Annotated in this window: 19 protein-coding genes; 13 read left to right on the top strand and 6 right to left on the bottom strand. The window is 34.4% G+C overall.

The window, feature by feature from the left end; translation table 11 throughout:
• Nucleotides 1-12 precede the first annotated feature (12 nt).
• From C8P67_RS11630 to C8P67_RS11620, 3 genes are read left to right on the top strand one after another with little or no spacing between them, the layout of a single operon-like run.
• Nucleotides 13-1,827: a TonB-dependent receptor gene (locus C8P67_RS11630; RefSeq protein ID WP_245980431.1), complete on the top strand. Its 1,815-nt coding sequence runs from the start codon at nt 13-15 to the stop codon at nt 1,825-1,827.
• 52 nt (nt 1,828-1,879) lie between these two features.
• Nucleotides 1,880-2,329, top strand: a complete 450-nt coding sequence (locus C8P67_RS11625; protein WP_115813351.1) for a hypothetical protein — start codon at nt 1,880-1,882, stop codon at nt 2,327-2,329.
• Nucleotides 2,330-2,373: 44 nt separating this feature from the next.
• Nucleotides 2,374-2,649: a hypothetical protein gene (locus C8P67_RS11620; RefSeq protein ID WP_115813350.1), complete on the top strand. Its 276-nt coding sequence runs from the start codon at nt 2,374-2,376 to the stop codon at nt 2,647-2,649.
• A 58-nt stretch (nt 2,650-2,707) separates the two neighbouring features.
• Here the strand turns inward: C8P67_RS11620 and C8P67_RS11615 are convergent, their stop codons facing one another.
• Together C8P67_RS11615 and C8P67_RS11610 are read right to left on the bottom strand one after the other, a co-directional pair.
• Entirely contained in the window at nt 2,708-3,355 is a 648-nt protein-coding gene (locus C8P67_RS11615) for a nucleotidyl transferase AbiEii/AbiGii toxin family protein (protein WP_245980430.1), read from the bottom strand.
• A 5-nt stretch (nt 3,356-3,360) separates the two neighbouring features.
• Entirely contained in the window at nt 3,361-3,822 is a 462-nt protein-coding gene (locus C8P67_RS11610) for a helix-turn-helix transcriptional regulator (protein WP_115813349.1), read from the bottom strand.
• 285 nt (nt 3,823-4,107) lie between these two features.
• Between C8P67_RS11610 and C8P67_RS11605 the strand changes: the two genes are divergently transcribed.
• From C8P67_RS11605 to secDF, 8 genes are all read left to right on the top strand, one after another.
• Entirely contained in the window at nt 4,108-5,325 is a 1,218-nt protein-coding gene (locus tag C8P67_RS11605; RefSeq protein ID WP_115813348.1) for an AAA family ATPase, read from the top strand.
• 3 nt (nt 5,326-5,328) lie between these two features.
• On the top strand, nt 5,329-6,051 hold the full coding sequence (locus tag C8P67_RS11600; protein WP_115813347.1) for an RloB family protein: 723 nt from the start codon (nt 5,329-5,331) through the stop codon (nt 6,049-6,051).
• 333 nt (nt 6,052-6,384) lie between these two features.
• Nucleotides 6,385-6,654, top strand: coding sequence for an Asp-tRNA(Asn)/Glu-tRNA(Gln) amidotransferase subunit GatC (locus C8P67_RS11595; RefSeq protein ID WP_194642964.1), 270 nt, complete (start codon nt 6,385-6,387; stop codon nt 6,652-6,654).
• Nucleotide 6,655: 1 nt separating this feature from the next.
• The gene (locus tag C8P67_RS11590; protein WP_115813345.1) at nt 6,656-8,053 is read left to right on the top strand and encodes an amidase; all 1,398 of its coding nucleotides are present in this window, start codon (nt 6,656-6,658) and stop codon (nt 8,051-8,053) included.
• Nucleotides 8,053-11,382, top strand: a complete 3,330-nt coding sequence (gene gatB/aspS, locus C8P67_RS11585; protein ID WP_115813344.1) for a bifunctional amidotransferase subunit GatB/aspartate--tRNA ligase AspS — start codon at nt 8,053-8,055, stop codon at nt 11,380-11,382. Before C8P67_RS11590 ends, gatB/aspS begins: the two co-directional genes overlap by 1 nt.
• A gap of 646 nt (nt 11,383-12,028) precedes the next feature.
• Nucleotides 12,029-13,972 carry a DNA topoisomerase (ATP-hydrolyzing) subunit B gene (gyrB, locus tag C8P67_RS11580; RefSeq protein WP_115813343.1) on the top strand — a complete coding sequence of 648 codons (1,944 nt, stop codon included), beginning with the start codon at nt 12,029-12,031 and terminating at the stop codon, nt 13,970-13,972.
• A 61-nt stretch (nt 13,973-14,033) separates the two neighbouring features.
• Entirely contained in the window at nt 14,034-14,969 is a 936-nt protein-coding gene (locus C8P67_RS11575; RefSeq protein ID WP_115813342.1) for a malate dehydrogenase, read from the top strand.
• 226 nt (nt 14,970-15,195) lie between these two features.
• Entirely contained in the window at nt 15,196-18,165 is a 2,970-nt protein-coding gene (gene secDF, locus C8P67_RS11570) for a protein translocase subunit SecDF (RefSeq protein WP_115813341.1), read from the top strand.
• A 265-nt stretch (nt 18,166-18,430) separates the two neighbouring features.
• Here the strand turns inward: secDF and C8P67_RS11565 are convergent, their stop codons facing one another.
• On the bottom strand, nt 18,431-19,324 hold the full coding sequence (locus tag C8P67_RS11565) for a LysR family transcriptional regulator (RefSeq protein WP_115813340.1): 894 nt from the start codon (nt 19,322-19,324) through the stop codon (nt 18,431-18,433).
• 101 nt (nt 19,325-19,425) lie between these two features.
• On the opposite strand from C8P67_RS11565, the gene C8P67_RS11560 reads away from it, so the two are divergent.
• Both C8P67_RS11560 and C8P67_RS11555 read left to right on the top strand, forming a co-directional pair.
• Nucleotides 19,426-20,019: an NAD(P)H-dependent oxidoreductase gene (locus C8P67_RS11560; protein ID WP_115813339.1), complete on the top strand. Its 594-nt coding sequence runs from the start codon at nt 19,426-19,428 to the stop codon at nt 20,017-20,019.
• Between the two features lie 2 nt (nt 20,020-20,021).
• On the top strand, nt 20,022-20,312 hold the full coding sequence (locus C8P67_RS11555; protein ID WP_115813338.1) for a putative quinol monooxygenase: 291 nt from the start codon (nt 20,022-20,024) through the stop codon (nt 20,310-20,312).
• A gap of 59 nt (nt 20,313-20,371) precedes the next feature.
• Here C8P67_RS11555 and lgt read toward each other — a convergent pair whose 3' ends face one another.
• From lgt to cysS, 3 genes are all read right to left on the bottom strand, one after another.
• Nucleotides 20,372-21,301 carry a prolipoprotein diacylglyceryl transferase gene (lgt, locus tag C8P67_RS11550; protein ID WP_115813337.1) on the bottom strand — a complete coding sequence of 310 codons (930 nt, stop codon included), beginning with the start codon at nt 21,299-21,301 and terminating at the stop codon, nt 20,372-20,374.
• 76 nt (nt 21,302-21,377) lie between these two features.
• Nucleotides 21,378-21,620: a membrane protein insertion efficiency factor YidD gene (gene yidD, locus C8P67_RS11545; protein ID WP_115813336.1), complete on the bottom strand. Its 243-nt coding sequence runs from the start codon at nt 21,618-21,620 to the stop codon at nt 21,378-21,380.
• A 98-nt stretch (nt 21,621-21,718) separates the two neighbouring features.
• Entirely contained in the window at nt 21,719-23,197 is a 1,479-nt protein-coding gene (gene cysS / locus C8P67_RS11540) for a cysteine--tRNA ligase (RefSeq protein ID WP_115813335.1), read from the bottom strand.
• Nucleotides 23,198-23,245: the final 48 nt, after the last annotated feature.

Genomic DNA, 23,245 nt, shown 5'->3' with positions numbered 1-23,245 from the left:
AAAATACAAAAGATGAAAATCAAAAACATAAATACATTCATAAATAAGTTATCAACGTTCTCAACTTTCTCTCCTTTGGTGAGAGCTGGGGTGGGGTTTCTTTTTTTACTACTTACTCAATTTTCATTTGCTCAGGATAAAAAGGATAATATTGGCACTGAAGTCGTGAATGTGGTAAAACCATATACGCCTACAATTTCGGATGCTTTCAAGGTAAAAGAAGTTCCAGCCAGCATTAATACTGATGAAAATGCTAAAAAAGAAAATGTAAATTATTCGATTTTACCTTTTCCAGTTGCTTCAACATTTGCTCCTGCCAAAGGAAATGCACAAGGCGTAGAAAAAGGAAAACAGGAACGTTTGTTTAAGAATTATGCAACGCTCGGTATTGGAAATTATGGGCGTTTGAATGCTGAATTATATGTAAACGAAGATCTTAATAATAATGAATATGTAAGCGGAATGTTTCGCCACAATTCATCTCAGGGAGATATTAAGGATGTGCTTCAGGATAATTTCTATTATGATACCAAAATTGATTTGCAATACGGTTCTAATGAACAAGATTTGACTTGGAATATAAAAGCGGGCTATCAAAATCAAATTTATAATTGGTATGGATTGCCTGTTAATTTTGGAAATACTTTGACACCGCCAGCTGATATGGCTTTGATTTATGGAATTAAACTGCGACAATCTTATAATACCTTAACCGCAGGAGGTTCCATGGCTTTTGAAAATGGAATTCTGAATGATGTAACTCTAGATTTTGCGCATTTTACAGATGATTTTAGTTCGGCTGAAAATAGTTTTTTGCTGGCTCCGACTTTTAAGTTTGATGTGTTGGACGAAGCGATTAAAACCAAAGTTTTCGTTGATTATGTGGATGGCAGTTTTAAGAATAATTATTTAGGAACTAATACTTCTCCAACCAATTACGGATTTATAAACTTAGGAATTGTGCCAAGTTTTGTAATGAATAGAGAGGATTGGACGATAAACGTTGGTGCAGGATTGGTGTATAGCATGGGGAAAGAAAATGATACCAACAAGTTTTATGTATATCCGTCGATCAGCGCTTCCTATAAAGTAGTTGGAGATTTGATGATATTTTATACGAGTGCCATCGGTAATTTACAGCAAAACACCTATAAGAATTTTGTAGATGGAAATCCTTATGTTTCGCCTACATTGAATATTAAGCCAACCAATGAGTTGTATGATATTCAGGCGGGATTGAAAGGAAAACTGGCTAGTACTGTGAGTTATGATGTAAAAGCGTCCTATATACATGATGAAAATAAAGCATTGTTTAGAAGTAATGATTATACTGAAAAAGATACGAATGCTAATTATGGTTTCGGAAATTCATTTCAAGTAGTATATGACGACTTGACGACAATGCGTTTTTATGGCGAAATTAAAGCCGATTTAGCCAAAGGTTTAACCGTTGAAGCTGATGTAACAGTAAGCAGTTATACCAAAAAGTCAGAACAGGAAGCATGGAATTTACCGGAACTTCAGTTGAATGGTAAAGCTGATTTTATGATTACTAATAAATGGTTTGCTGGTGTGAATTTGTTTTATGTAGGAGAACGTAAAGATTATCAGTTGAATACTGATATCGTTTATGTTACGGCTCCATCGCCAATTACCCTAGATGGTTATTTTGATTTGAATGCCAATGTGCGATACAAACACAACGACAGGTTTACTGCCTTTTTGAAAGCTAATAACATTTTGAATAATGACTATCAAAAATGGCTGAATTATCAAGTTCAAGGTTTTCAGGTAATGGTTGGAGGGAATTATAAATTTGATTTTTAACGGCTAAGTTTCTAAAAATCCAACAATCTAATAATCTAAGCAGTCGAATTAAATGACTTTCAAACAAAAAATACACCAATATTATTCACAATTAGTTCAAGATAGAATCGATGCTTTTCGAGATATGATTGTCGAATTGACTGAAGATTCAAAGAATGACGCCAAAGGTTCTGCAGGTGATAAGCACGAAACGGCTTTGTCGATGATGCACATTGAGCAAGAAAAAATCAATCACAAATTGAAAGAAGTTTTGACTCAAAAAAACGTTTTGGACAAAATTGATTCAACTACAATTGCAAAAACAATTATCGTTGGGAGTTTGGTTAAGGCGAATGGAATTTATTTGTATCTCTCTTTGGCTTTGCCAAAAATCACTATTGACGGAATTAATGTTATTGCACTTTCTCCGCAATCTCCGCTGGGAAATAAACTGATGGGGAATACTGTTGGTTTTACTTTTGAAATTAATGGAACGAAGTATTTGATTGAGAGTGTTGAATAATATAACTACTTTTTTTGAAGGCAAATTAATAAAGGTGATTACTTATGGAAAAACGATTAATGAATGGAATTGAATTTACATGTTGGGAAAATGATGAAATAATAAAAATACAATTGGAACCAGAAGCTTTTATTTATAAAGTTTATCCTGGGGATACTATCAAATTTATTCCTAAATATTCAACATCCGAATTTTGCTGGGCTTTAAGAATAGATCATCGCGTAAAAGGAATACAATTGTTTCCTGATCCACCAAATTCTTATGATATTATTGAAATTTATAGGAATAATGAATTGATAGAAAATATTGCAGAATCTTAAAAGATAAGTTTTAGGATTATTTGATTGAGAGTATTTAGTAATCTATAAAAAATCACTTTCAAAGCAAGTGTAATTTTTCTGCGAAGTCTATTTTTATCATTTCCCAATTTTTATCAAGCAAACAATTGGGATCAAAATCTAAATTAGCATCATCAAAATTGACAAGCATTTCTTTGATTCTTGTAGAGTCATCGGTGTAAGGATATCGTTTTTCGAAAAAAGAAATCATTTCGTCTATCGAAATTTTGTCTAAGAAATAATGTAAATCCCAAAAATCTTTTTTTCGTCCGCCACGTAAAATCACATCCAATTTCATTGCAATAATTTCTTGGATACTTGCCATTCTAATAGTTGAAACTTCTTGAATGGTATCTATATAAGGATCGGTATAGTACAAATCTAATTTTATGCAATTTGCTTTTGAATATCCTATTTTGAAATACGTACCAAAAGCAATAATTTCTACAGGACTTGTACTGTAAAAATCATATTTATTTTTCAGGAATATTTTAATTTTTTCAAAATCAATAGAGCCATAATCAGCATCAGTAAACAAATCAATGTCAACCGACATTCTGTGTCCAATTTGCAAACTCAAAGCGGTGCCACCCACCAATCGGAAAGGCGAAAACAATTCTTCCTGCATCAAATCGATCAAAATTTCTTTGAGTAAAGGTGAAACGGTATCCCAATATAAATCTTCCAAAATGGTTACAATTGATGTTTCATTAATTTAATTTTTTCAACTGTGTCGGCGCCATAAAAACGGGTGATTTCTTCTTTTTCTTCCTCTGTTCCTCTCGAAAAAACACGTTTTACAACGGCAACTTTCATTTGTTCCCAGTCAATTTTATCTATTGTGGTATCCCAAAACAACACCTTACTTAATTTAGAAATATCGGGTTTTCGTTGGTTTTTTTTCTTAAAGATTTTGATATCGTAATGATTTTGTAAAGTCATCAAAAAACCTTCTTCTAATTCTAATTTTTCTTCAATTTTTAAAGAAATGGGAACATTCATCCTGCGATTTCCTTTGATAATGGCACCCAAAGTCTGCGGATGCTCATCAATAGCAATGGCAAATTGTCGCTTGTTAATGCCTTTTTTAAGCATTTCTCGCTCTACAAACTTACCTGGATGTACCCCTTTGATTATTTTAAGAATATCTTTCATGATGCAAATGTAAACAAAATTGTTTATATGAAATCATAAAAATATTTTAAAAAGTTGATATAGAGGTTTTTGCTTGTTGTTTGATGCTGTTGTTTTTAACAGCAGATAAACTGATGAGAAATACCATTGGTTTTACTTTTGAAATTAATGGGACGAAGTATTTGATTGAGGAGATTTTGTAGTTATGAAAATGTGAAATTTTCTCAATTTCATGGCGTTGTTGATTTTTATAGTTACATTTGTTTATAATTTTGAGAGATTTTCTCAAAATATAAAGCTAAAATTATGTTGTTAGAATTCACAGTCGGAAATTTTCTGTCATTTAAGGATAAAAAGACTTTCAGTTTAGAAGCAGGAGGTATTAAAACCATTTTGCCAGATAATGTTGTTCGAAATGGAAAATACAAAGTGCTTCGCTCAGCAGCTATCTATGGTGCTAACTCTAGTGGGAAAAGTAATTTTGTAAAAGCTCTGGATTTTATGGTTAATACTGTTAAGAACTCTTCAAAGTTGAATTCAATAGATAAGTTAGGTGCCAAGCCTTTTTTATTAAATACAGAAACAGAAAATCAGCCTTGTTATTTTGAGATTCTTTTTACGGAAGGAGATAGTCGCTATCGTTATGGTTTTGAATTAGATAACGATAAAATTCATTCAGAATGGCTATTTGTATTAAAAGCGAATTCAAAAAAAGAAGTTCCTTATTTTGTGCGTGAACTTGAAGGTATTGGCGTAGCTGATGTTTTTGAAGAAGCCAAAGGTTTGGAAAGTAAGACCAGAGATAATGGATTGTTTATTTGGGTTGTAGATCAATTCAATAGTAAAGTTGCAAAAACAGTTATGCAGCAGTTTTCAAAAATGGAAATTTTATCAGGTATAGAACACAAAAACGCTATTTCTATGACTGGTGTTTTGTATAAAAATGATGAATATAAGGAAAAAGTTGAAAATTTCATTGAGAAGTTGCAATTAGGTTTTAATAGTTTTGAATTTGATAGAAAAGACGAGAATATTTTTTTTAGTAAAATGATTAGAACGTCTCATAAAAAATACAACGAAAAAGGTGAATTTGTTTCTGATTTCAAATTTAATTTAGCTGAACAAGAGTCTTCGGGAACAAATAAATTATTCGATTTGTCTGGTTATATCATTTTGACACTCTCATTTGGTTTGGTGTTAGTTATAGATGAATTAGATTCTAAATTGCACCCAATTCTAACTCAAGAAATTATAAAATTATTCAATAATCCGGAAACTAATCCTAAAAATGCTCAATTAATTTTCACTACTCACGATACAAATTTATTAGCTGCTAATCTATTTAGAAGGGATCAAATTTGGTTTACAGAGAAAGATGAATTTGAAACTACTGACTTGTATTCATTGTTAGAATTTAAAGATGGAGATGGTAAGTCGGTTAGAAATGATAGGAGTTTTGAAGCTGATTATATAAGAGGACGCTATGGAGCAATTCCGTATATTTCGAACTTTCAAGAAATATAGAATATGGCAAATATCATAAAAATCCAAAATCATCTTGCTAAACGAGAAAGAACGAAGGAGAAGAAAAGAACTATTGAAACCAAAGAAGTTCGTGTTTATTTTTTAATTGTTTGCGAAGGTGAAAAAACAGAACCTAACTATTTCAAGTCTTTTAAAACCAATGTAAAATCTTATGTTTATACGATTGATGCTTTTGGAGAAGCTTCTAATACTAGAGATTTAGTAAAAAGAACAATTAAAGCAAGAGATAAATCAAGTCAAAAATATGATAGTGTTTGGGTAGTTTTTGATAAAGACAGTTTTAGTCCAAATAATTTTAATGGCGCAATTGAATTAGCTGAAAATAATAATATAAAAGCAGGTTGGTCAAACGAAGCGTTTGAATTATGGTATTTACTGCATTTTCAATATAGAAATACCCACATGTCTAGAAACGAGTATAAAAGTGCCATTGAGGTTGAAGTCAATGCTAAGATTTCAGCTCAATCTAAAAGTAAAAAAGCAAAAGCATTCGTTTATAAAAAGAACAGTGCAGAAATGTATTCGATTTTAGAAAAATATGGAGATCAAAAACAAGCTATAAAAAATGCTGAAAAGTTGATTTTAACTCATAATTGTAACAATTTTGCAATTCATAATCCGTGTACCAGAATTCATTTGTTAGTTCAGGAGTTAAATGGGGATTCTGAAGAATTGAACAAGCAAATCAAATTAAAGAGTGAATAACAAAAAGTAAAATCTTAGCTTTTAGTCCCGATTGCAGTGAAAATCCTTTTTGGCTGGGGTTCAGCCAAAAAGATTGTAACGAAAAGCGGGAACAATCTTGGCTGAAAATGCCTAATCTTTCTGCTTCAAAAAAATATCAATTTTAGGTTTTTCAATATTACTCACTGTTAGATTTCACAATACCGCTACATATTATAACAAAATTAAACATAATGTTAAATCAATGACTTCTTTCGTAGAAAACCATTCAATTCATTAAAAAATAGAAATCCCTAAAAAAACTTTTTGTAATTTCGCGAGCTTAAAAGTTTGACTTTAAAACTACGTAAAATTATGAGTAAAATAATGACAGTCGACATCTTGTCGAGTATTAAAGGAGCACAGCCTTCGGAGAGTGTGAACAAATTATTTGATGTGATTAAAAATGCAAATTCATCAAATGATAATTCCTTAAATAATGTCAATCGTAATTGTGTGTCAGTGAATAATTTAAGAGAAGATGTTGTGATAGAGAGTTCGGCTATTGAGAAACAGATTATTTTAGAAAATTTCCCGAACAAGAAAAATGGTTTTTTAGTGGTTGCAAAAGTTATAGAAGGATAAAATGGATTCTCAGATAAAAAAAATACACCAACAATTGGTGTCAAAAGAAATAAGCTGTACGGCTCTTGTACAGGAAAAATTAGACTTACTTAAACAAAATACATACAACTCTGTAAACTCTGTTTTGGATACTTTGGCTTTAGAATTAGCTTCTAAAGTTGATACTAAAATCGCAAACGGAGAAACAATTGGTCTTTTGGAAGGAATTCCTTTTGGGATCAAAGATGTATTTATGGTGCAGGGTACTTACACAACTGCGAGTTCTAATTTGTTGAAAAATTATAAATCGCCTTACACAGCAACTGCCATTCAAAAATTATTGGATGCGGGTGCTATTCCATTGGTAAAAGAAAACTGCGACAGTTTTGGTCATGGATCTTCTAGCGAGAATACCATTTTTGGAGCGGTAAAAAATGCGGTTAATCCAGAATTAGTTGCTGGAGGTTCAAGCGGAGGTTCTGCGGTGAATGTTGCCAAGGAATATACTGTTTTCTCTATTGGTGGAGACACGGGTGGTTCGGTTCGTCAGCCTGCAGGTTACAATCATATCTATGGTTTGAAACCAACTTATGGAAGAATTTCTAGATATGGTTTGATGGCGTATGCTTCTTCTACGGATTGTGTTGGTCCATTGGCCAAATCAATCGAAGACATCCGAATTGTGCTGAATGTAATGAGCGGAAAAGATCCAAAAGATCAAACTTCTATCGTTTCAAACGAAATTAGTGAAGAAGCTATTGCAACTTCAACGGTGAAAACGGTTGGTTACTTTAAAAACTTTATCGAAAGCGAAGCAATCGATGCTCAAATAAAAGATGACTTTTTAGAAAGTATCGAAAAACTAAAAGCTAAAGGAATCGCTGTAAAAGAATTGGATTTCTTCAAATCCGATATTTTGGTTTCGACGTATTATACTTTGGCAATGGCCGAAACAGCTTCGAATTTATCTCGTCTTGACGGAACCAATTATGGAAACCGCATTGAAGCTGAAAATTTAATTGAAACGTATGCAGTAACGCGTTCTGAAAATTTTTCGGAAGAAACCAAACGGAGAATCGTGGGTGGAAACCAAGTGTTGTCACAAGGTTTCTCAGATGAAATCTATTTGAAAGGACTAGCTTTGAGAGATCAGATTTCTGAAAATTTCAGTAAAGATTTTGAAGAAGTGGATATCATTTTATCACCGGTTACGCCAGCTACTCCTCCTAAAATTGGTGACAGTTTAAAAGATCCGCATGCGATGTATTTGTCGGATGCTTATACAGTTGGTTTTAGTTTAGGACAATTACCAACTTTGACCGTGCCACAAGGGACAAGCACAGGACTTCAGGTGACTGGAGCAAAAAATAATGACGAATTAGTGATGCAGTTTGCTAACTTCTTAAAAGATACAATATAATGGAATTGGAACAATTAACAGCGGCTTTAAAAGCCCACGATTTAGAATTGGTAATCGGACTGGAAACTCACGTTCGATTGAATACCAAAACCAAGTTGTTTTGTTCTTGTCCAAATCAAGAAATTGAAACACCTAACGAAAATATATGTTCGGTTTGTACTGGACAAATGGGCGTTTTGCCTGCTGTAAATAAAGAAGCCGTTACAAAAGCGATTTATTTCGGTAAAGCAGTGGATTCGTCATTCAGTAATGAAGTGATCTCATGGGATAGAAAGCATTACGAATATCCAGATAACCCGAAAAATATTCAGATTACGCAATTTCACAACCCGATTATTCCTGACGGACACGTGTCTTGTTACCGAAATGACGGTACGCAGTTTACGGTAAATTTAACTCAGGTTCATATCGAAGAGGACGCGGCCAAATTGATGCACGAAAAGAAAATTTCGTTGGTTGATTTTAACAAAGCCGGAGTTCCGTTGATTGAAATTGTTACGGAACCTTGTGTTCGTAATATCGAGGATGCTTCAACTTATGCGCAGTACATTCAGCGTATCGTTCAGAATTTAGGAATCTCTGAAGCGAATTTGGAAAAAGGAGAATTCAAATCGGATGTTTCTGTGTCTTTGCGTAAAAAACATAGTTATGATTTGAATCCAAGAACGGAAATCAAAAACTTGAACTCGTTTAAGTTTATGGTGGAAGCTTTAAAAGAAGAAGTTGAAAAACAGTTTAATTATTTTATAGAAAATAAAGAGTTTAGACCTGATCAAACGACTGTATTATGGGATGCCGATTTGAAGCAGACCAAAGTAATGCGTAAAAAAGAGTTTGAAGCAGATTATCGTTTTATTTCGGAGCCGGATTTACCTTTTGTGAATATTAAAGCTGAAATTGAGGCGATTAAAGTAGATACAAGCGCTTTGCCTTATGCGGTGGAATCTATTTTAATTCATGGAGGCGTTTTGCCACAGGATGCTAAATTTTTTACGGCAGATAAACTGCGTTCGCAGACATTTGTAGAAATAAATAACGAAATTAAAGATCCTTCGTTTGTTGCTAAAACTTTAGCTAACAATATAAAGGCTGAAGACTACGCTGAAATCCACAGCATTGCTCAGTTAACGGATATTTTTAAATTATTCAAGGCTGAAAAAATCACTGCTGTTTTAGTTCAAAATGCGATTACAGGTTATTTAAAAGACAGAACTTTTGATTACAATAAGTATTTTGAAGAAAATACGATTTCTGAAGATAAAATCCAAGAAGTTATTGCAAAAGTGATTTCGGAAAATGAGGCTGTAGCCAATGATGTTGCTGCAGGTGACCAAGGAAAAGCAGGTATTCTTGTTGGTAAAGTTCTTGGTGTTATCGGAAAAGGAGCAAACGGGAAAGTAATCCGCCAGATTATTTTGGACAAATTAGCTTCTGGTGCTGTTTCTGCTAAAGAACAGTCCGATGAAAAAGCTTCGAAAGAGGTAACTGTTGAAAACAAAGAAAGTCAAGAAGAATCGCTTCCTGAAATTCCTATTATTGTAAAAGACACTTACAGAACACATAAAATTTCACAATTATCAGAAGAAAACATCAGTCAGGAAGTGATGCTGTCTGGCTGGGTGGCGAGTGTTCGTGATCACGGTGAATTGATGTTTATCGATTTGCGTGATTCAAGTTATGAGATTTTTCAAATCCGTATCAGCAGGGAATCATTCCCTAATATTGATGAGTTAGTGAAATTGAAACCGGAGTCGGTGATTTCAGTGACTGGTAAAGTGGTTGGAAGAAATGAAGATGATTACAATGCAGGATTACGTACTGGTAAAATTGAATTGGAAACTTCAGTTTTAGAAATTCTGAATTTATCTAAAACATTGCCTTTTGAAATAAAAAGAGCTTCAAAAACGAATGAAGCGATGCGTTACCAATATAAGTTTCTAGATCATAGAAATGATGAGGTAAGAAGAGCGATCGTAAATCGCCATAAAGTAATTAAGTTATTGCGTGATATTTTAGATGAAGAAGAATTCTTAGAAATTGAAACGCCGATTTTAAGTGCGGGAACTGATGAGGGAGCGCGCGAATTTATCGTTCCGACACGTAAACAAGGAGGTTTGTTTTATACATTGCCACAAGCGCCACAGCAGTTTAAACAAATGTTGATGGTGAGCGGTTATGAGAAGTATTTCCAAATTGCGCGTTGTTTCAGAGATGAAGATTCCCGTGGAGATCGTCAGCCTGAGTTTACGCAGCTGGATATGGAAATGGCGTATGGAAACATGCAGCAGATTATTGATTTGAACACTAAAATGTTTAATGAAGTAGTTAAGAAAATATATGGCAACAAATGGATTTTGCGTCCGTTTGAAGTGATTACTTATAAAGATGCGATGGATTTTTATGGCTGTGACCGACCAGATTTGCGTTATGGTTTAAAAATGCAGGACATTACTGATATTGTAAAAGATACTACTTTTCAAGTGTTTAGCAAACCTATTGAGGATGGTGGAATTGTAAAATGTATCAAGGTTTCGGCTAAAGAACAAGGCAATAAACGTATGTCCAAAGGTCAGATCGAAAACCTTACTGCTATTGCACAACAGCACGGATTAGGCGGGTTGGCTTATATTATTGTAAATGAAGATGAATTACAGTCACCGATTATTAAATTTTTAGGTGAAGATATTGCGGCCGGAATTATAAAAGCAACAAATGCTGAAGTTGGTGATATTGTATTCTTCTCGGCAGCTGATTATGCAACGGCTAATAAAGCTTTGGATGCTGTTCGTCAGGAATTGGGTAAAATACTGCACTTGATCAATCCGAAGGAATTGTGTCCGGCTTGGGTTGTTGATTTTCCAATGTTTGAAAGAACAGATGAAGGAAGATGGACGTTTACACATAATCCGTTCTCAATGCCTGCGATTTATGATTTAGAAAAGCACATGAAAGGCGATGATGATGAAATTGGAACTATCATTGCGCAACAGTATGATATTATCCTAAACGGTTATGAAATAGGTGGAGGTTCAGTTCGTGCACATAAATCAGAGATTCTGGAAGCGACTTATAGAAATATGGGTTACAACAAAGAAGAAATGATTAAGAGTGTAGGAACGATGCATAAAGCTTTCCAATACGGTGCACCGCCACACGGAGGGATTGCTTGGGGAATTGACCGTTTGATGATGATTTTGGAGAAAAAAGCATCGATCAGAGAAGTGATGGCTTTCCCGAAAACCGGTACCAGCGAAGATTTATTATTTGGAGCACCATCTGCTTTATCCGACAAAAAGGTTGAAGAGATGAATGTTCGTGTTATTCGATAGCAGATTTTATAATCTAAAACCATTTAAGAAGTGGGTTTGTGTTGAAAAACGCAGACCCACTTTTTTTGTTTTCGAAAGGTTTATTTCCGAAATATGTCCGCAAACTTGTCATCCCTTACGGAGGAGGGATCTCCGCAAGTAATTCCGTAATTAAAAGAGCTAATCGTTGTCGAGTTTCTAACGGAGATCCCTCCTCCGTCGGGATGACATACCAAGTGTATAAACTCTTGAATATAACTAATTCATCTTTCCTGAATATTTGAAAAAAAAACTGTTAGGTCTGTATAATAAGTAATAATAAAAAAGCAGATTGTTGATTTTTAGCCCCGATTGCAGTGGAAATCCTTGTATGCCGGCGTTCGGCATACAAGATTGAAACGAAAATCGGGAGAATGCTTCCTGAAAATGCCAAATGTTTCTGCTTCAAAAAATAATGATGAGACTCAGGTTAGCAGGGCTGAAATAGGGTTTTGATATTAATATCGATTTTTGGTATTGTAATTATTAGCTATATTGAAATTTAAACAGATATTTTCGTCTTTTTGTTAATAACTTAACAACTTAAAATATGATTTTAACCATTAAATCCTTTATGGTTTCTTATATTTGTTGTTAGACGAAAAACACATTTTTTAGATTAAATTATATGAGCGAAGAAATTAAGAAGGACAATTATTCAGCAGACAGTATCCAGGCTTTAGAAGGTATGGAGCACGTGAGAATGCGTCCATCGATGTACATTGGAGATGTTGGTGTAAGAGGGTTACATCATTTAGTTTATGAAGTAGTAGATAACTCTATTGATGAGGCAATGGGAGGTCATTGCGATACGATATCTGTTAGTATCAATGAGGACGGATCGATATCTGTTGAGGATAATGGACGTGGTATTCCTGTTGGTATTCACAAAAAAGAAGGTGTTTCGGCATTGGAGGTTGTAATGACTAAAATTGGTGCTGGAGGTAAGTTTGATAAAGATTCGTATAAAGTTTCGGGAGGTCTTCACGGTGTTGGGGTTTCGTGTGTAAATGCACTTTCTTCTCATTTGACTGCCACAGTTCACAGTAGTGACGGGAAAATATATGAACAGGAATACGAGAGAGGTAAAGCACTTTATCCGGTTAAACAAATCGGAGAGACTTCTAAAAGAGGTACAATCGTTACTTTTTACCCAGATCCAACGATTTTTACGCAGACAACGGAGTATTCTTATGATACTTTGTCAGCTCGTATGCGCGAACTGGCTTTCTTGAATAAAGGTATTTCTATTACGTTTACAGATAAAAGAGAAAAAGATAAAGATGGAAATTTCCTTGGTGAAGTTTTCCATTCTACTGAAGGGTTAAAAGAATATATTCGTTATTTGGACGGAAACCGTGAGCCAATTATTGCTCATGTAATTTCGATGGATCACGAAAAAGGAGAAATTCCGGTTGAGGTAGCTTTGATTTATAATACAAGTTACTCAGAGAATATTTTTTCTTATGTAAATAATATCAATACACACGAAGGAGGAACGCACCTGCAGGGTTTTAGAACTGGTCTTACGAGATCATTGAAGAAATATGCAGATTCTTCTGGAATGCTGGATAAATTGAAGTTTGATATCTCTGGAGATGATTTCCGTGAAGGTCTTACGGCAATTATTTCGGTAAAGGTATCAGAGCCACAATTTGAGGGTCAGACTAAAACGAAATTAGGAAATAGAGAAGTTGTTTCGCCGGTAAGTCAGGCTGTAAGCGAAATGATTGAAAATTATTTGGAAGAAAATCCAAATGATGCCCGCATTATTGTTCAAAAAGTAATTTTGGCTGCGCAGGCACGTCATGCTGCTAAGAAAGCGCGTGAAATGGTACAGCGTAAAACCGTAATGGGCGGAGGCGGATTGCCAGGAAAACTATCAGATTGTTCTGAGCAGGATCCTGCAAAATGTGAAGTGTATCTTGTCGAGGGAGATTCGGCAGGTGGAACGGCCAAACAAGGCCGTGACCGTGCTTTTCAAGCGATTTTACCATTGCGTGGTAAGATTTTGAACGTTGAAAAAGCAATGCATCACAAGGTTTTTGAAAACGAAGAGATCCGAAATATTTTCACGGCACTTGGAGTAACAGTTGGAACTGAAGAAGACAGCAAAGCTTTGAATATTTCAAAATTACGTTACCATAAAGTAATCATCATGTGTGATGCCGATGTCGATGGAAGCCACATTTCAACTTTAATTTTGACGTTCTTCTTCCGTTTTATGAAAGAATTAATAGAAGAAGGACACGTTTATATAGCAGCGCCACCTTTATATTTAGTGAAAAAAGGAAATAAAAAGGAATACGCTTGGAATGATGATCAGCGCGATCAGGCAAATGCCAGAATGGGCGGAAGTGCAGCTATCCAGCGTTATAAAGGTCTTGGGGAGATGAATGCAGAGCAGTTGTGGGAAACTACAATGGATCCTGAGTTCAGAACGCTGCGACAAGTAAATATTGACAGTCTTGCTGAGGCAGATAGGGTTTTTTCAATGTTGATGGGAGATGAAGTGCCGCCAAGGAGAGAGTTCATTGAGAAAAATGCAGTTTACGCTAATATCGATGCGTAGTTTTTAGAATGAGCTGTATTTTTCATTTTTTGATTTGAAATTAATAAAAAAACAAATAAAAATGAAAGTTACCATTGTAGGAGCAGGGAATGTGGGAGCATCCTGTGCAGATTCAATTTCTTATAGAGGAATTGCAAGTGAAGTAGTATTATTAGATATCAGAGAAGGTTTTGCCGAGGGTAAAGCTATGGATATTATGCAATGTGCTACAAACACCGGTTTTAATACGAATGTTTCTGGGGTTACTAATGATTATTCTAAAACCGCTGACAGTGATGTGGTTGTGATTACTTCGGGTATTCCAAGAAAACCGGGAATGACTAGAGAAGAATTAATCGGAATTAATGCTGGAATTGTTAAAACTGTTGCAGAGAATGTATTGGCTCATTCGCCAAATTGTATTGTAGTTGTAGTTTCAAACCCAATGGATACAATGACATATTTGACATTGAAATCCACAGGTTTGCCAAAAAACAGAATCATCGGAATGGGTGGTGCTTTAGACAGTTCCCGTTTTAGATATTATTTGTCTAAAGCATTGGACAAGCCGTCTAATGATATTTCGGCAATGGTTATTGGCGGACACGGAGATACTACTATGATTCCTTTAACAAGATTGGCTGCTTATAATGGTATCCCAGTTTCTCAGTTTTTATCTCAGGAAGAATTAGATAAAGTTGCAGCGGCTACTATGGTTGGAGGTGCTACACTTACTGGTTTATTAGGAACTTCGGCTTGGTATGCTCCAGGAGCTTCTGTTGCTTATTTGGTTGACAGTATTTTGAATGATCAAAAGAAAATGATTGCTTGTTCTGTTTTTGTAGAAGGAGAATATGGTCAAAATGACATCTGCATTGGAGTACCTTGTATTATAGGTAAAAACGGTGTAGAGCAAATTGTTGATATCGAATTGAATGATGCTGAGAAAGCTGCTTTTGCAAAAAGTGCAGACGCTGTAAGAAACATGAATGCTGATTTGAAATCGGTTTTAGTATAATAATTCTCATAGGAAAAAAAGAAGACTGCAATTTTGCAGTCTTTTTTTTGATTTTAATTAATAAATTAATTGGTTAATCTTTCCGTTAATTATATATTTGCTCGGTTTAAAAAAAATGATATAAATCGTGCACCTCTTTTTGGTTTTACAAAATAGATGTAATGGCTTATCTTATAGGGTTTAAAGCAAAAAAGTAATAAATAAAAATAATTAATTTTTAGTAATAATGCAGAATAAAGGACTTATTAAATTTTTCGCAATTCTATTTGCATTGGTAAGTATTTACCAACTTTCTTTCACTTTTGTCTCTAGTAAGATTAAAAGTGATGCAAAAACTTTCGCTGGAGGTAATCCAGAAAAAGAAATAAAATATTTGGATTCAATTGGTAAAGAAAAAGTTTTCAATTTAGGATTTACCGATTTTACATTCAATGAAGTAAAGGATAAGCAAATTAACAAAGGGCTTGACTTAGAAGGAGGAATCAATGTGACTCTTCAGATCTCAGTTAAAGACATTTTGAAAGGATTATCTAATAATTCGAAAAATCCGGTTTTTAATAAATCTTTGGCAGATGCCACTGCAAACCAAAAAGGAAATCAATCTTATCTTGATGCATTCTTTGAAGCTTTTGACGCTAATTCTAAAGGATCAGTGAAACTTGCTTCACCTGAGATTTTTGCAAATAAAAATCTGCAAGGCGAGGGAGGAATTAATTTTCAAATGACAGATTCTCAAACGAAAAAAGTACTTAAAAGAAAAGTTGACGAATCAGTTGAAAGTGCTTTTGGAGTATTAAGAAAACGTATCGATAAATTTGGTGTAACACAGCCGAATATTCAAAAATTAGGAGAATCTGGACAAATCCTTGTGGAGCTTCCAGGTGCTAAAGATATCGATAGAATCAAAAAATTATTGCAGAGTACAGCTCAGTTAGAGTTTTGGGAAACTTATAAAATTGAAGAAATTGGTAATTTCTTAATGGCTGCTAACGAGGCTTTGAAAAAAACTGAAGTTGCAAAAGTTGAAACAAAAACAGTTGCAAAAGATTCATTAAGTGCTTTATTGACTGATGCAAAAGATTCTGCTGCTACAAAAAAAGGGAACAATCCTATTTTAGATAAAATTATTGCTCAAGGCGGTGGACCAGTTCTTGGTCTTTTCTCTCCAAAAGATACTGCTGTAATCAACTCTTATTTTAAAAGAGCCGATATCAGAATTTTGTTAGCTGGTGATCAGCGTTATGCAAAATTTGTATGGGGAAAACCAACAACTATTAAAGATGCAAAAGAAAAAGAAATTGAAGCTGTTGAACTTTATGCTTTAAGAGGAAATAGAGATAATGTTGCTTCAATGGGTGGAGGTGTTGTGACTGATGCTAGTGATACATTTGATCAAATGGGTAAACCTGCAGTTTCTATGCAGATGAATAATGTAGGTGCTAAAGAATGGGAAGAATTAACAGGAAGAGCTTATACTCAAAAAAGTAATATTGCTATTGTTCTTGATGATGTAGTTTATTCTGCACCAGGTGTTTCTAGCGGACCTATCGCTGGTGGAAGATCTGAGATTTCTGGACAGTTTGATGTTACAGAAACAAAAGATTTAGCAAACGTATTAAGAGCTGGTAAATTGCCTGCTGCTGCTGAAATTGTTCAGTCTGAGGTTGTAGGGCCATCCTTAGGTCAGGAAGCTATTGATAATGGTACAAATTCTGCTGTAATCGGATTGCTTTTAGTGTCACTTTGGATGATTGTTTATTATGGTAAAGCTGGATGGTATGCAAATATCGCTTTGGCAGTCAACTTATTATTTATGTTTGGTATTTTATCAAGCTTAGGTGCTGTACTTACATTGCCTGGTATTGCTGGTATCGTTTTAACAATGGGTACTGCGGTAGATGCGAATATCATTATATATGAAAGAGCAAAAGAAGAATTACGTGCTGGAAAAACTCTCGATGAAGCGGTAAAAGCTTCTTACAGCTGGACAGGTGCAATGCGTTCTATTGTAGATGCTAACGTAACTCACATTTTGACAGGTGCAGTATTATTCATTTTTGGTTCTGGACCAATCAAAGGATTTGCTACTACTTTATTAATTGGTATTATTACCTCTTTGTTTACATCAATCTTTATTGCAAGAATCTTTATTGATAAAAATATTGCAGGTAAAAATGATTTGAATTTCATTACTAATTTCTCTAAAAATTTCTTTACTAATTTCCATTTTGATTTCTTGGGAGTTAAAAAATGGACTTACCTTTTCTCTATTGTTGTAACTATTGTAAGTATTGCTTCGATTGCGACTCATGGTTTTGACCAAGGTGTGGATTTTGTTGGAGGAAGAACTTTCCAGGTTCGTTTTGAAAAATCAATGGAACCAGAGGTTGTTAAAGAGGAGTTAACAGCTATATTTGGCAGCGCCGAGGTTAAAATCTTTGGTGAAGACAATCAGTTAAAAATAACTACTAAATATAAGATACAAGAGACTGGAAGTGCTGCTGACGAAGATGTAAATAAAAAATTATTTGAAAGTCTGAAAAAGCATTATGGTCCTGATATGACTTATGATAAATTTGTAAATGCTTATGAAGGTAAAAAATTAGGTGTTGTTCAGGCATCAAAAGTTGGTCCTACTGTAGCTGAGGATATTAAAACTAATGCGTACTGGGCAGTTTTAGGAGCAATGATTATTGTTGGTTTATATCTAGTAATCAGTTTCAGAAAATGGCAATATAGTTTAGGAGCTATTGCTGCTGTTGCGCATGACGTTATATTCGTATTAGGAGTGTATTCATTGCTTTGGAAATACATGCCTTTCGGTATGGAGATTGATCAGCACTTTATTGCAGCGATCTTGACCGTAATTGGTTATTCTATGAATGATACCGTAATTGTATACGACAGGGTTCGTGAATTCTTGGATGGTAAGACAAAAGGATCTTTTGCTGAAATCGTAAACAAATCGATTAACTCAACAATGTCAAGAACAATCAATACTTCATTAACAATGATTTTTGTATTATTGATTATGTTTATTTTCGGTGGAGAATCTATCAGAGGATTTATCTTTGCAATGCTTATTGGTATTATCATCGGTACTTATTCTTCATTGTTTATAGCAACTCCAGTATTGGTTGATACTATTTCTAAAGATGAGAAACATGATGTAGAGGTTAAGCATCAAGAAGCTTAATAAATACTAAATACAGATTATAAAAGATTCAGTGAAAGCTGAATCTTTTTTTTTGCTCTTAATTTAAGCGTAATGTTTTTTGGAGCAGAAAGATTTGTGTTTTTTAGGAAGTATCCTCCCGCTTTTCGTTGCAATCTTGTTACCCGAACCCCGGGCAACAAGGATTTCCACTGCAATCGGGGCTAATAATCAACATTCTGCTTTTAATATTTGTAGCAATCAGAGTTTAGGAATGTAGCAGTTTTTTTATTTGTAAAATCTGAAATCACATTATTTTCATAAAAGTGTTTTTTATTAATTGTATCTCATCAGTGTAAATCGTTTTTCTTTTGTTTGCAAAGTAGAGTGTGTTTTTTAAAGGAGTGTTTCCTTTCCATAAAAGCTTAATTTTACCGTTTTCCAATTCTGTTTTGCATAAAAAATCCGGAATTACGGCCAGACCATTACTGTTGCTTAAACAGCGTACTATGGAGTTTAAATTCGGAACAATATAATTTGGTCTGAAATCTGCATATTTGTTGAAATTAAGCTGCCAGAAACGTCTTAAATGCTCCATGTCTCCGGTTGTACCGTACCATCTTTGCTGTTTCAGCCAGAGTTCAATTGCTGTAGCGTTATTTTCTTTTTTTAAAGTTTCAAAAGCATCTGAATCAGTTTCATTGCCTGCAATAAGAACAATCGTTTCAGATGAGAAAGCCTGATAGTCGATATTGTTTTTGATAATCATTTGCGGTGTAATGATTAAGTCTAATATTCCTTTGTCTAAGTTTTCAATCATTTCGGGATATTCTCCAAACTGTATAATCACATTGAAAGGAAAAGTTGCTAGGTAAGGTTCTAGCGTAATTTGGAAGGTCTCAAAACACATTCCGATGCTGATGGTTGGTGTGTTTTTTTCAGTGCTTCGCTGGAAATTTTTCTCAGCTTCTTCCAATTTAGATAATGCATCTGTTATGAAATTGTATAAGACTTTCCCTTTTTCGGTTGGAACCATTTTTCGGCTGGTTCTGTCGAATAATTTATAACCAACATAACTTTCGAGCGAACTCAAATGCAGACTGACACCAGGCTGTGAAATAAATAATGAATCTGCTGCGCCGGTTAAGGTGCCGGTTTTATAAATATATTTAAAAGTTCTGTACCATTCTAGATTTACCATTTTTAATCTATTATAATTATGATGCAAATGTATTAATTATGTTATTTTAATAATAGATATATTGGTTTTAAATTTGCACTATCAAATTAAAACTAATAAAAATGAAAAAGATATTTATAATAAACGGCGGGCAAAAGTTCGGACATTCAGGCGGAAAATTTAATGAGACAATTGCAAATGCAACGGCAGAATTTTTTGTAAATAATAAAGATTTTGAGGTAAGAAGCACAGATGTAAACGATGAGTATGATCCTGCTAAAGAAGTAGAAAAATTTGTCTGGGCAGATGTCATCATTTATCATACGCCGATTTGGTGGTTTCAGCTGCCTCATGCTTTTAAAAAATATATCGACGTGGTTTTTACCGAAGGTCACGATAATGGCATTTACAAAAGTGACGGCCGTTCCTCTAAAAATCCTGCTATTAATTATGGAACAGGAGGGATGCTTCACGGCAGAAAATACATGGTAACTTCGTCTTGGAATGCACCAAAAGAAGCTTTCACATTGCCTGGGGAATTCTTTGGAGAAACAAGTGTTGACGATGGAGTATTATTTGGTTTCCACAGAATGAATGCTTTTACTGGATTGGAGCCTTTGGAAAGTTTGCATTTTCACGATGTCATGAAAGGGGCTAATTTAAACAGCGATTTAGAAATGTATAGAAATCATCTGACTAACGTTTTTTTGAACTAATTATGGAAATAAATTTGACGGTAATTATTAAAAGTAAATCTGAAAAGAGAGAAGAATTAAAAACAATTTTGCTCAATTTGGTAGAGAATTCTAGAAAAGAAGCAGCCTGTCTACAATATGATCTGCATCAAAATATAGAAGATCCAAATGTTTTTATTTTTCATGAGATTTGGAAAAATAAAGAAGGTCTCGATCTGCATATGAAACAATTATATTTCGTGAAATTTAGTGAGGTTTCTGAACTTTATCTGGATGGAGAAATGACAATTTATAAGACTTCAAGATTAGGATAATTATTAAAAAAATAGCCACCGAATTTTCAGTGGCTATTTTAAATTATATAAAACGTGATTTATATTTCACTTGTCTTTTTTGCAGTAAAAACAAAATACAATCCCACAAGTATAAATGGAATACTCAGCCATTGTCCTGTTGATAATATATTTCCTAAATCACTCTCGAAGCCGCCTTGGCTTTCTTTAACTGATTCGACTATAATACGCACGGTGAATAAAAGTACTAAGAACAAACCGAATAAAAAACCTGATTTTTTTCTTGCATCTGTTTTCCAATAAAGGAAAAACAAAACTGCAAAAACAAAAATATAACAGAAAGCTTCATATAATTGAGCAGGATGTTTTGCCGGAACCTGATTTAGTAAATTTGCATATTGAGGATTGGAAGCAATGGCATTATATGCTTCTTTTGGAGTAGGAAGGTTTGTTGAATTGACAGCTTCTCTTGGAGAAAACTGATCTCTCACAAAACGGATTCCAAATGCAGAAGTAGTTTCTTTACCCACAATTTCAGAATTGAAAAAATTCCCCAATCTCACAAAAATAGCACCGCTGGCACATGGAATCACGACTCTGTCTAATATCCATAAAACAGGTTTGTGAAGTACTTTTTTGCTGAAAAAATACATCGCAGCAATAATTGAAATAGTAGCTCCGTGACTTGCTAGACCTTGGTATCCTGTGAATTCAAATTTTGGATTAAAACGGAAAGGTAATATGATTTCTGCTAAATTGTTTCGATAATATTCCCAATCGTAAAAGAAAACGTGTCCTAAACGCGCACCGACCAAAGTAGCTAACACTGTCCAAACAAATAAGGAATCCAATTTATCGATGGCAATATTCTCTCTGTCAAAAATATGTTTCATGATGTACCAGCCCAATCCAAAAGCGATTACAAACATCAAACTGTAATAACGGATAATGAAAAAACCTAAATCGATACCTTCAGAGGGATTCCAAACAATGTTTAAAGCGTGTGTCATTTATAATTTTATTTTTTTGTGAAAATACTATTTTGATTCGAACAATTATGTTAACTAAAAGGTAAGAGTTTTTCTTTTAATGATTGTGACTGCATTTTTTCTCGGGGACCGGGTCATAGCCTTTTCCGCCCCAAGGATGACAGCTCAAAATCCTTTTTATTCCTAAATAACCTCCATAAAATAATCCATGAATTTGCAGCGCCTGAATCATATAACTAGAGCAAGTAGGTTCAAATCTACAAGCAGCCGGAGTAAAAGGGGAAATAGCGCCCTGATAAAAACGTACTAGCAAAATAAAAGGAGCAGTTAGAAATTTCATCGATTTTTTGATTTATGATTAACGATTTATGATTAACGATTTTCGATTTCATTTGCTGAGAAATCTGAAGTCAAAAATTGTTAATCAGCAATCTAAAATCAATTTATGTTAAACGTAGTGCCTTCTTTTCCGTCTTTTAATTGAATTCCCAAGGCAATCAATTGGTCACGGATTTGGTCAGACATCGCAAAATCTTTATTGTCTCTTGCCTGCTTACGCATGCCGATAAGCATGTTCACGACACCTTCTAATTTATCGGTATTACCATTTGATTTTTCTTCTTCCAATCCCAAAACATCAAATACAAAAGCCTCCATTGTTGCTGTAAATAGTTTCAAATCGGCAGTATTTAAAATTTCTTTTTCGTCTTTTAGTAAATTAATATAACGAACGCCTTCAAATAATTGCGCAATAAGAATCGGCGTATTGAAATCATCGTTCATAGCATCATAACACAATTGTTTCCAGCCAGTAATATCTAGTGAGCTAGTTTCTTTTGCTGAAATTCCTTTTAGAGCATCCATTGCTTCCATCAGTCTTTTATATCCTTTTTCAGCTGCAATAATAGCTTCATCAGAGAAATCAAGAATACTTCTGTAATGTGCCTGTAACATGAAGAAACGTGCTACTGAAGCTGAAAAAGCTTTGCTTAAAAAAGTATTGTCTCCTGTTAAAATTTCGCCAGGCAAAATATTGTTTCCAGTAGACTTTGCCATTTTTTTACCGTTCAGGGTAAGCATATTAGCATGCATCCAGTAATTTACAGGAGTATGACCTGTGCAAGCCTCGTTTTGAGCAATTTCACATTCGTGGTGCGGGAATTTCAAATCCATTCCGCCACCGTGAATGTCAAAATGGTTACCCAGATATTTAGTACTCATTGCAGTACATTCCAAGTGCCAGCCTGGAAAACCGTCGCTCCAAGGCGAAGGCCATCGCATAATATGCTGTGGTTCGGCTTTTTTCCAAAGCGCAAAATCCTGTGGATTCCTTTTGTCCGATTGTCCATCAAGATCGCGGGTGTTGGCAAGCATGTCTTCAATGTTGCGTCCGCTTAATATACCGTAATGATTAGTTTCATTGAATTTAACCACATCAAAATAAACCGATCCATTGGCAACATAACCAATTCCTTTGTCAATTATGGTTTTTATGATTTCAATTTGCTCAATAATATGTCCCGTTGCAGTCGGTTCGATGCTCGGAGGCAGAAAGTTAAAAGCATTTAAGATATCATGAAAATCTACAGTATAACGTTGTACCACTTCCATCGGTTCCAATTGTTCCAAACGCGCTTTTTTGGCGATTTTATCTTCCCCTTCATCTACGTCGTCTACGATATGACCAACATCGGTAATATTACGTACGTAGCGTACCTTAAAATCCAAATGCTGTAAGTACCTAAAGATTACATCAAATGACATAAAAGTTCTCACATTTCCAAGATGCACATTGCTGTAAACCGTTGGTCCACATACATACATACCCACATTTCCTTCGTTGATTGGCGTAAATGTTTCTTTTTCTCCCGAAAGAGAATTGTATATTTTTAAGGTTTGGCTTTTATATAATGGCATGTGTTTATTCGTTTATTGTTTAATCGTTTAATCGTTGAATTGTTTAAT

The organism is Flavobacterium aquicola (genome assembly GCF_003385115.1).
GTDB lineage: Bacteria > Bacteroidota > Bacteroidia > Flavobacteriales > Flavobacteriaceae > Flavobacterium > Flavobacterium aquicola.
This window is presented reverse-complemented; position numbering and strand designations above follow the sequence as displayed.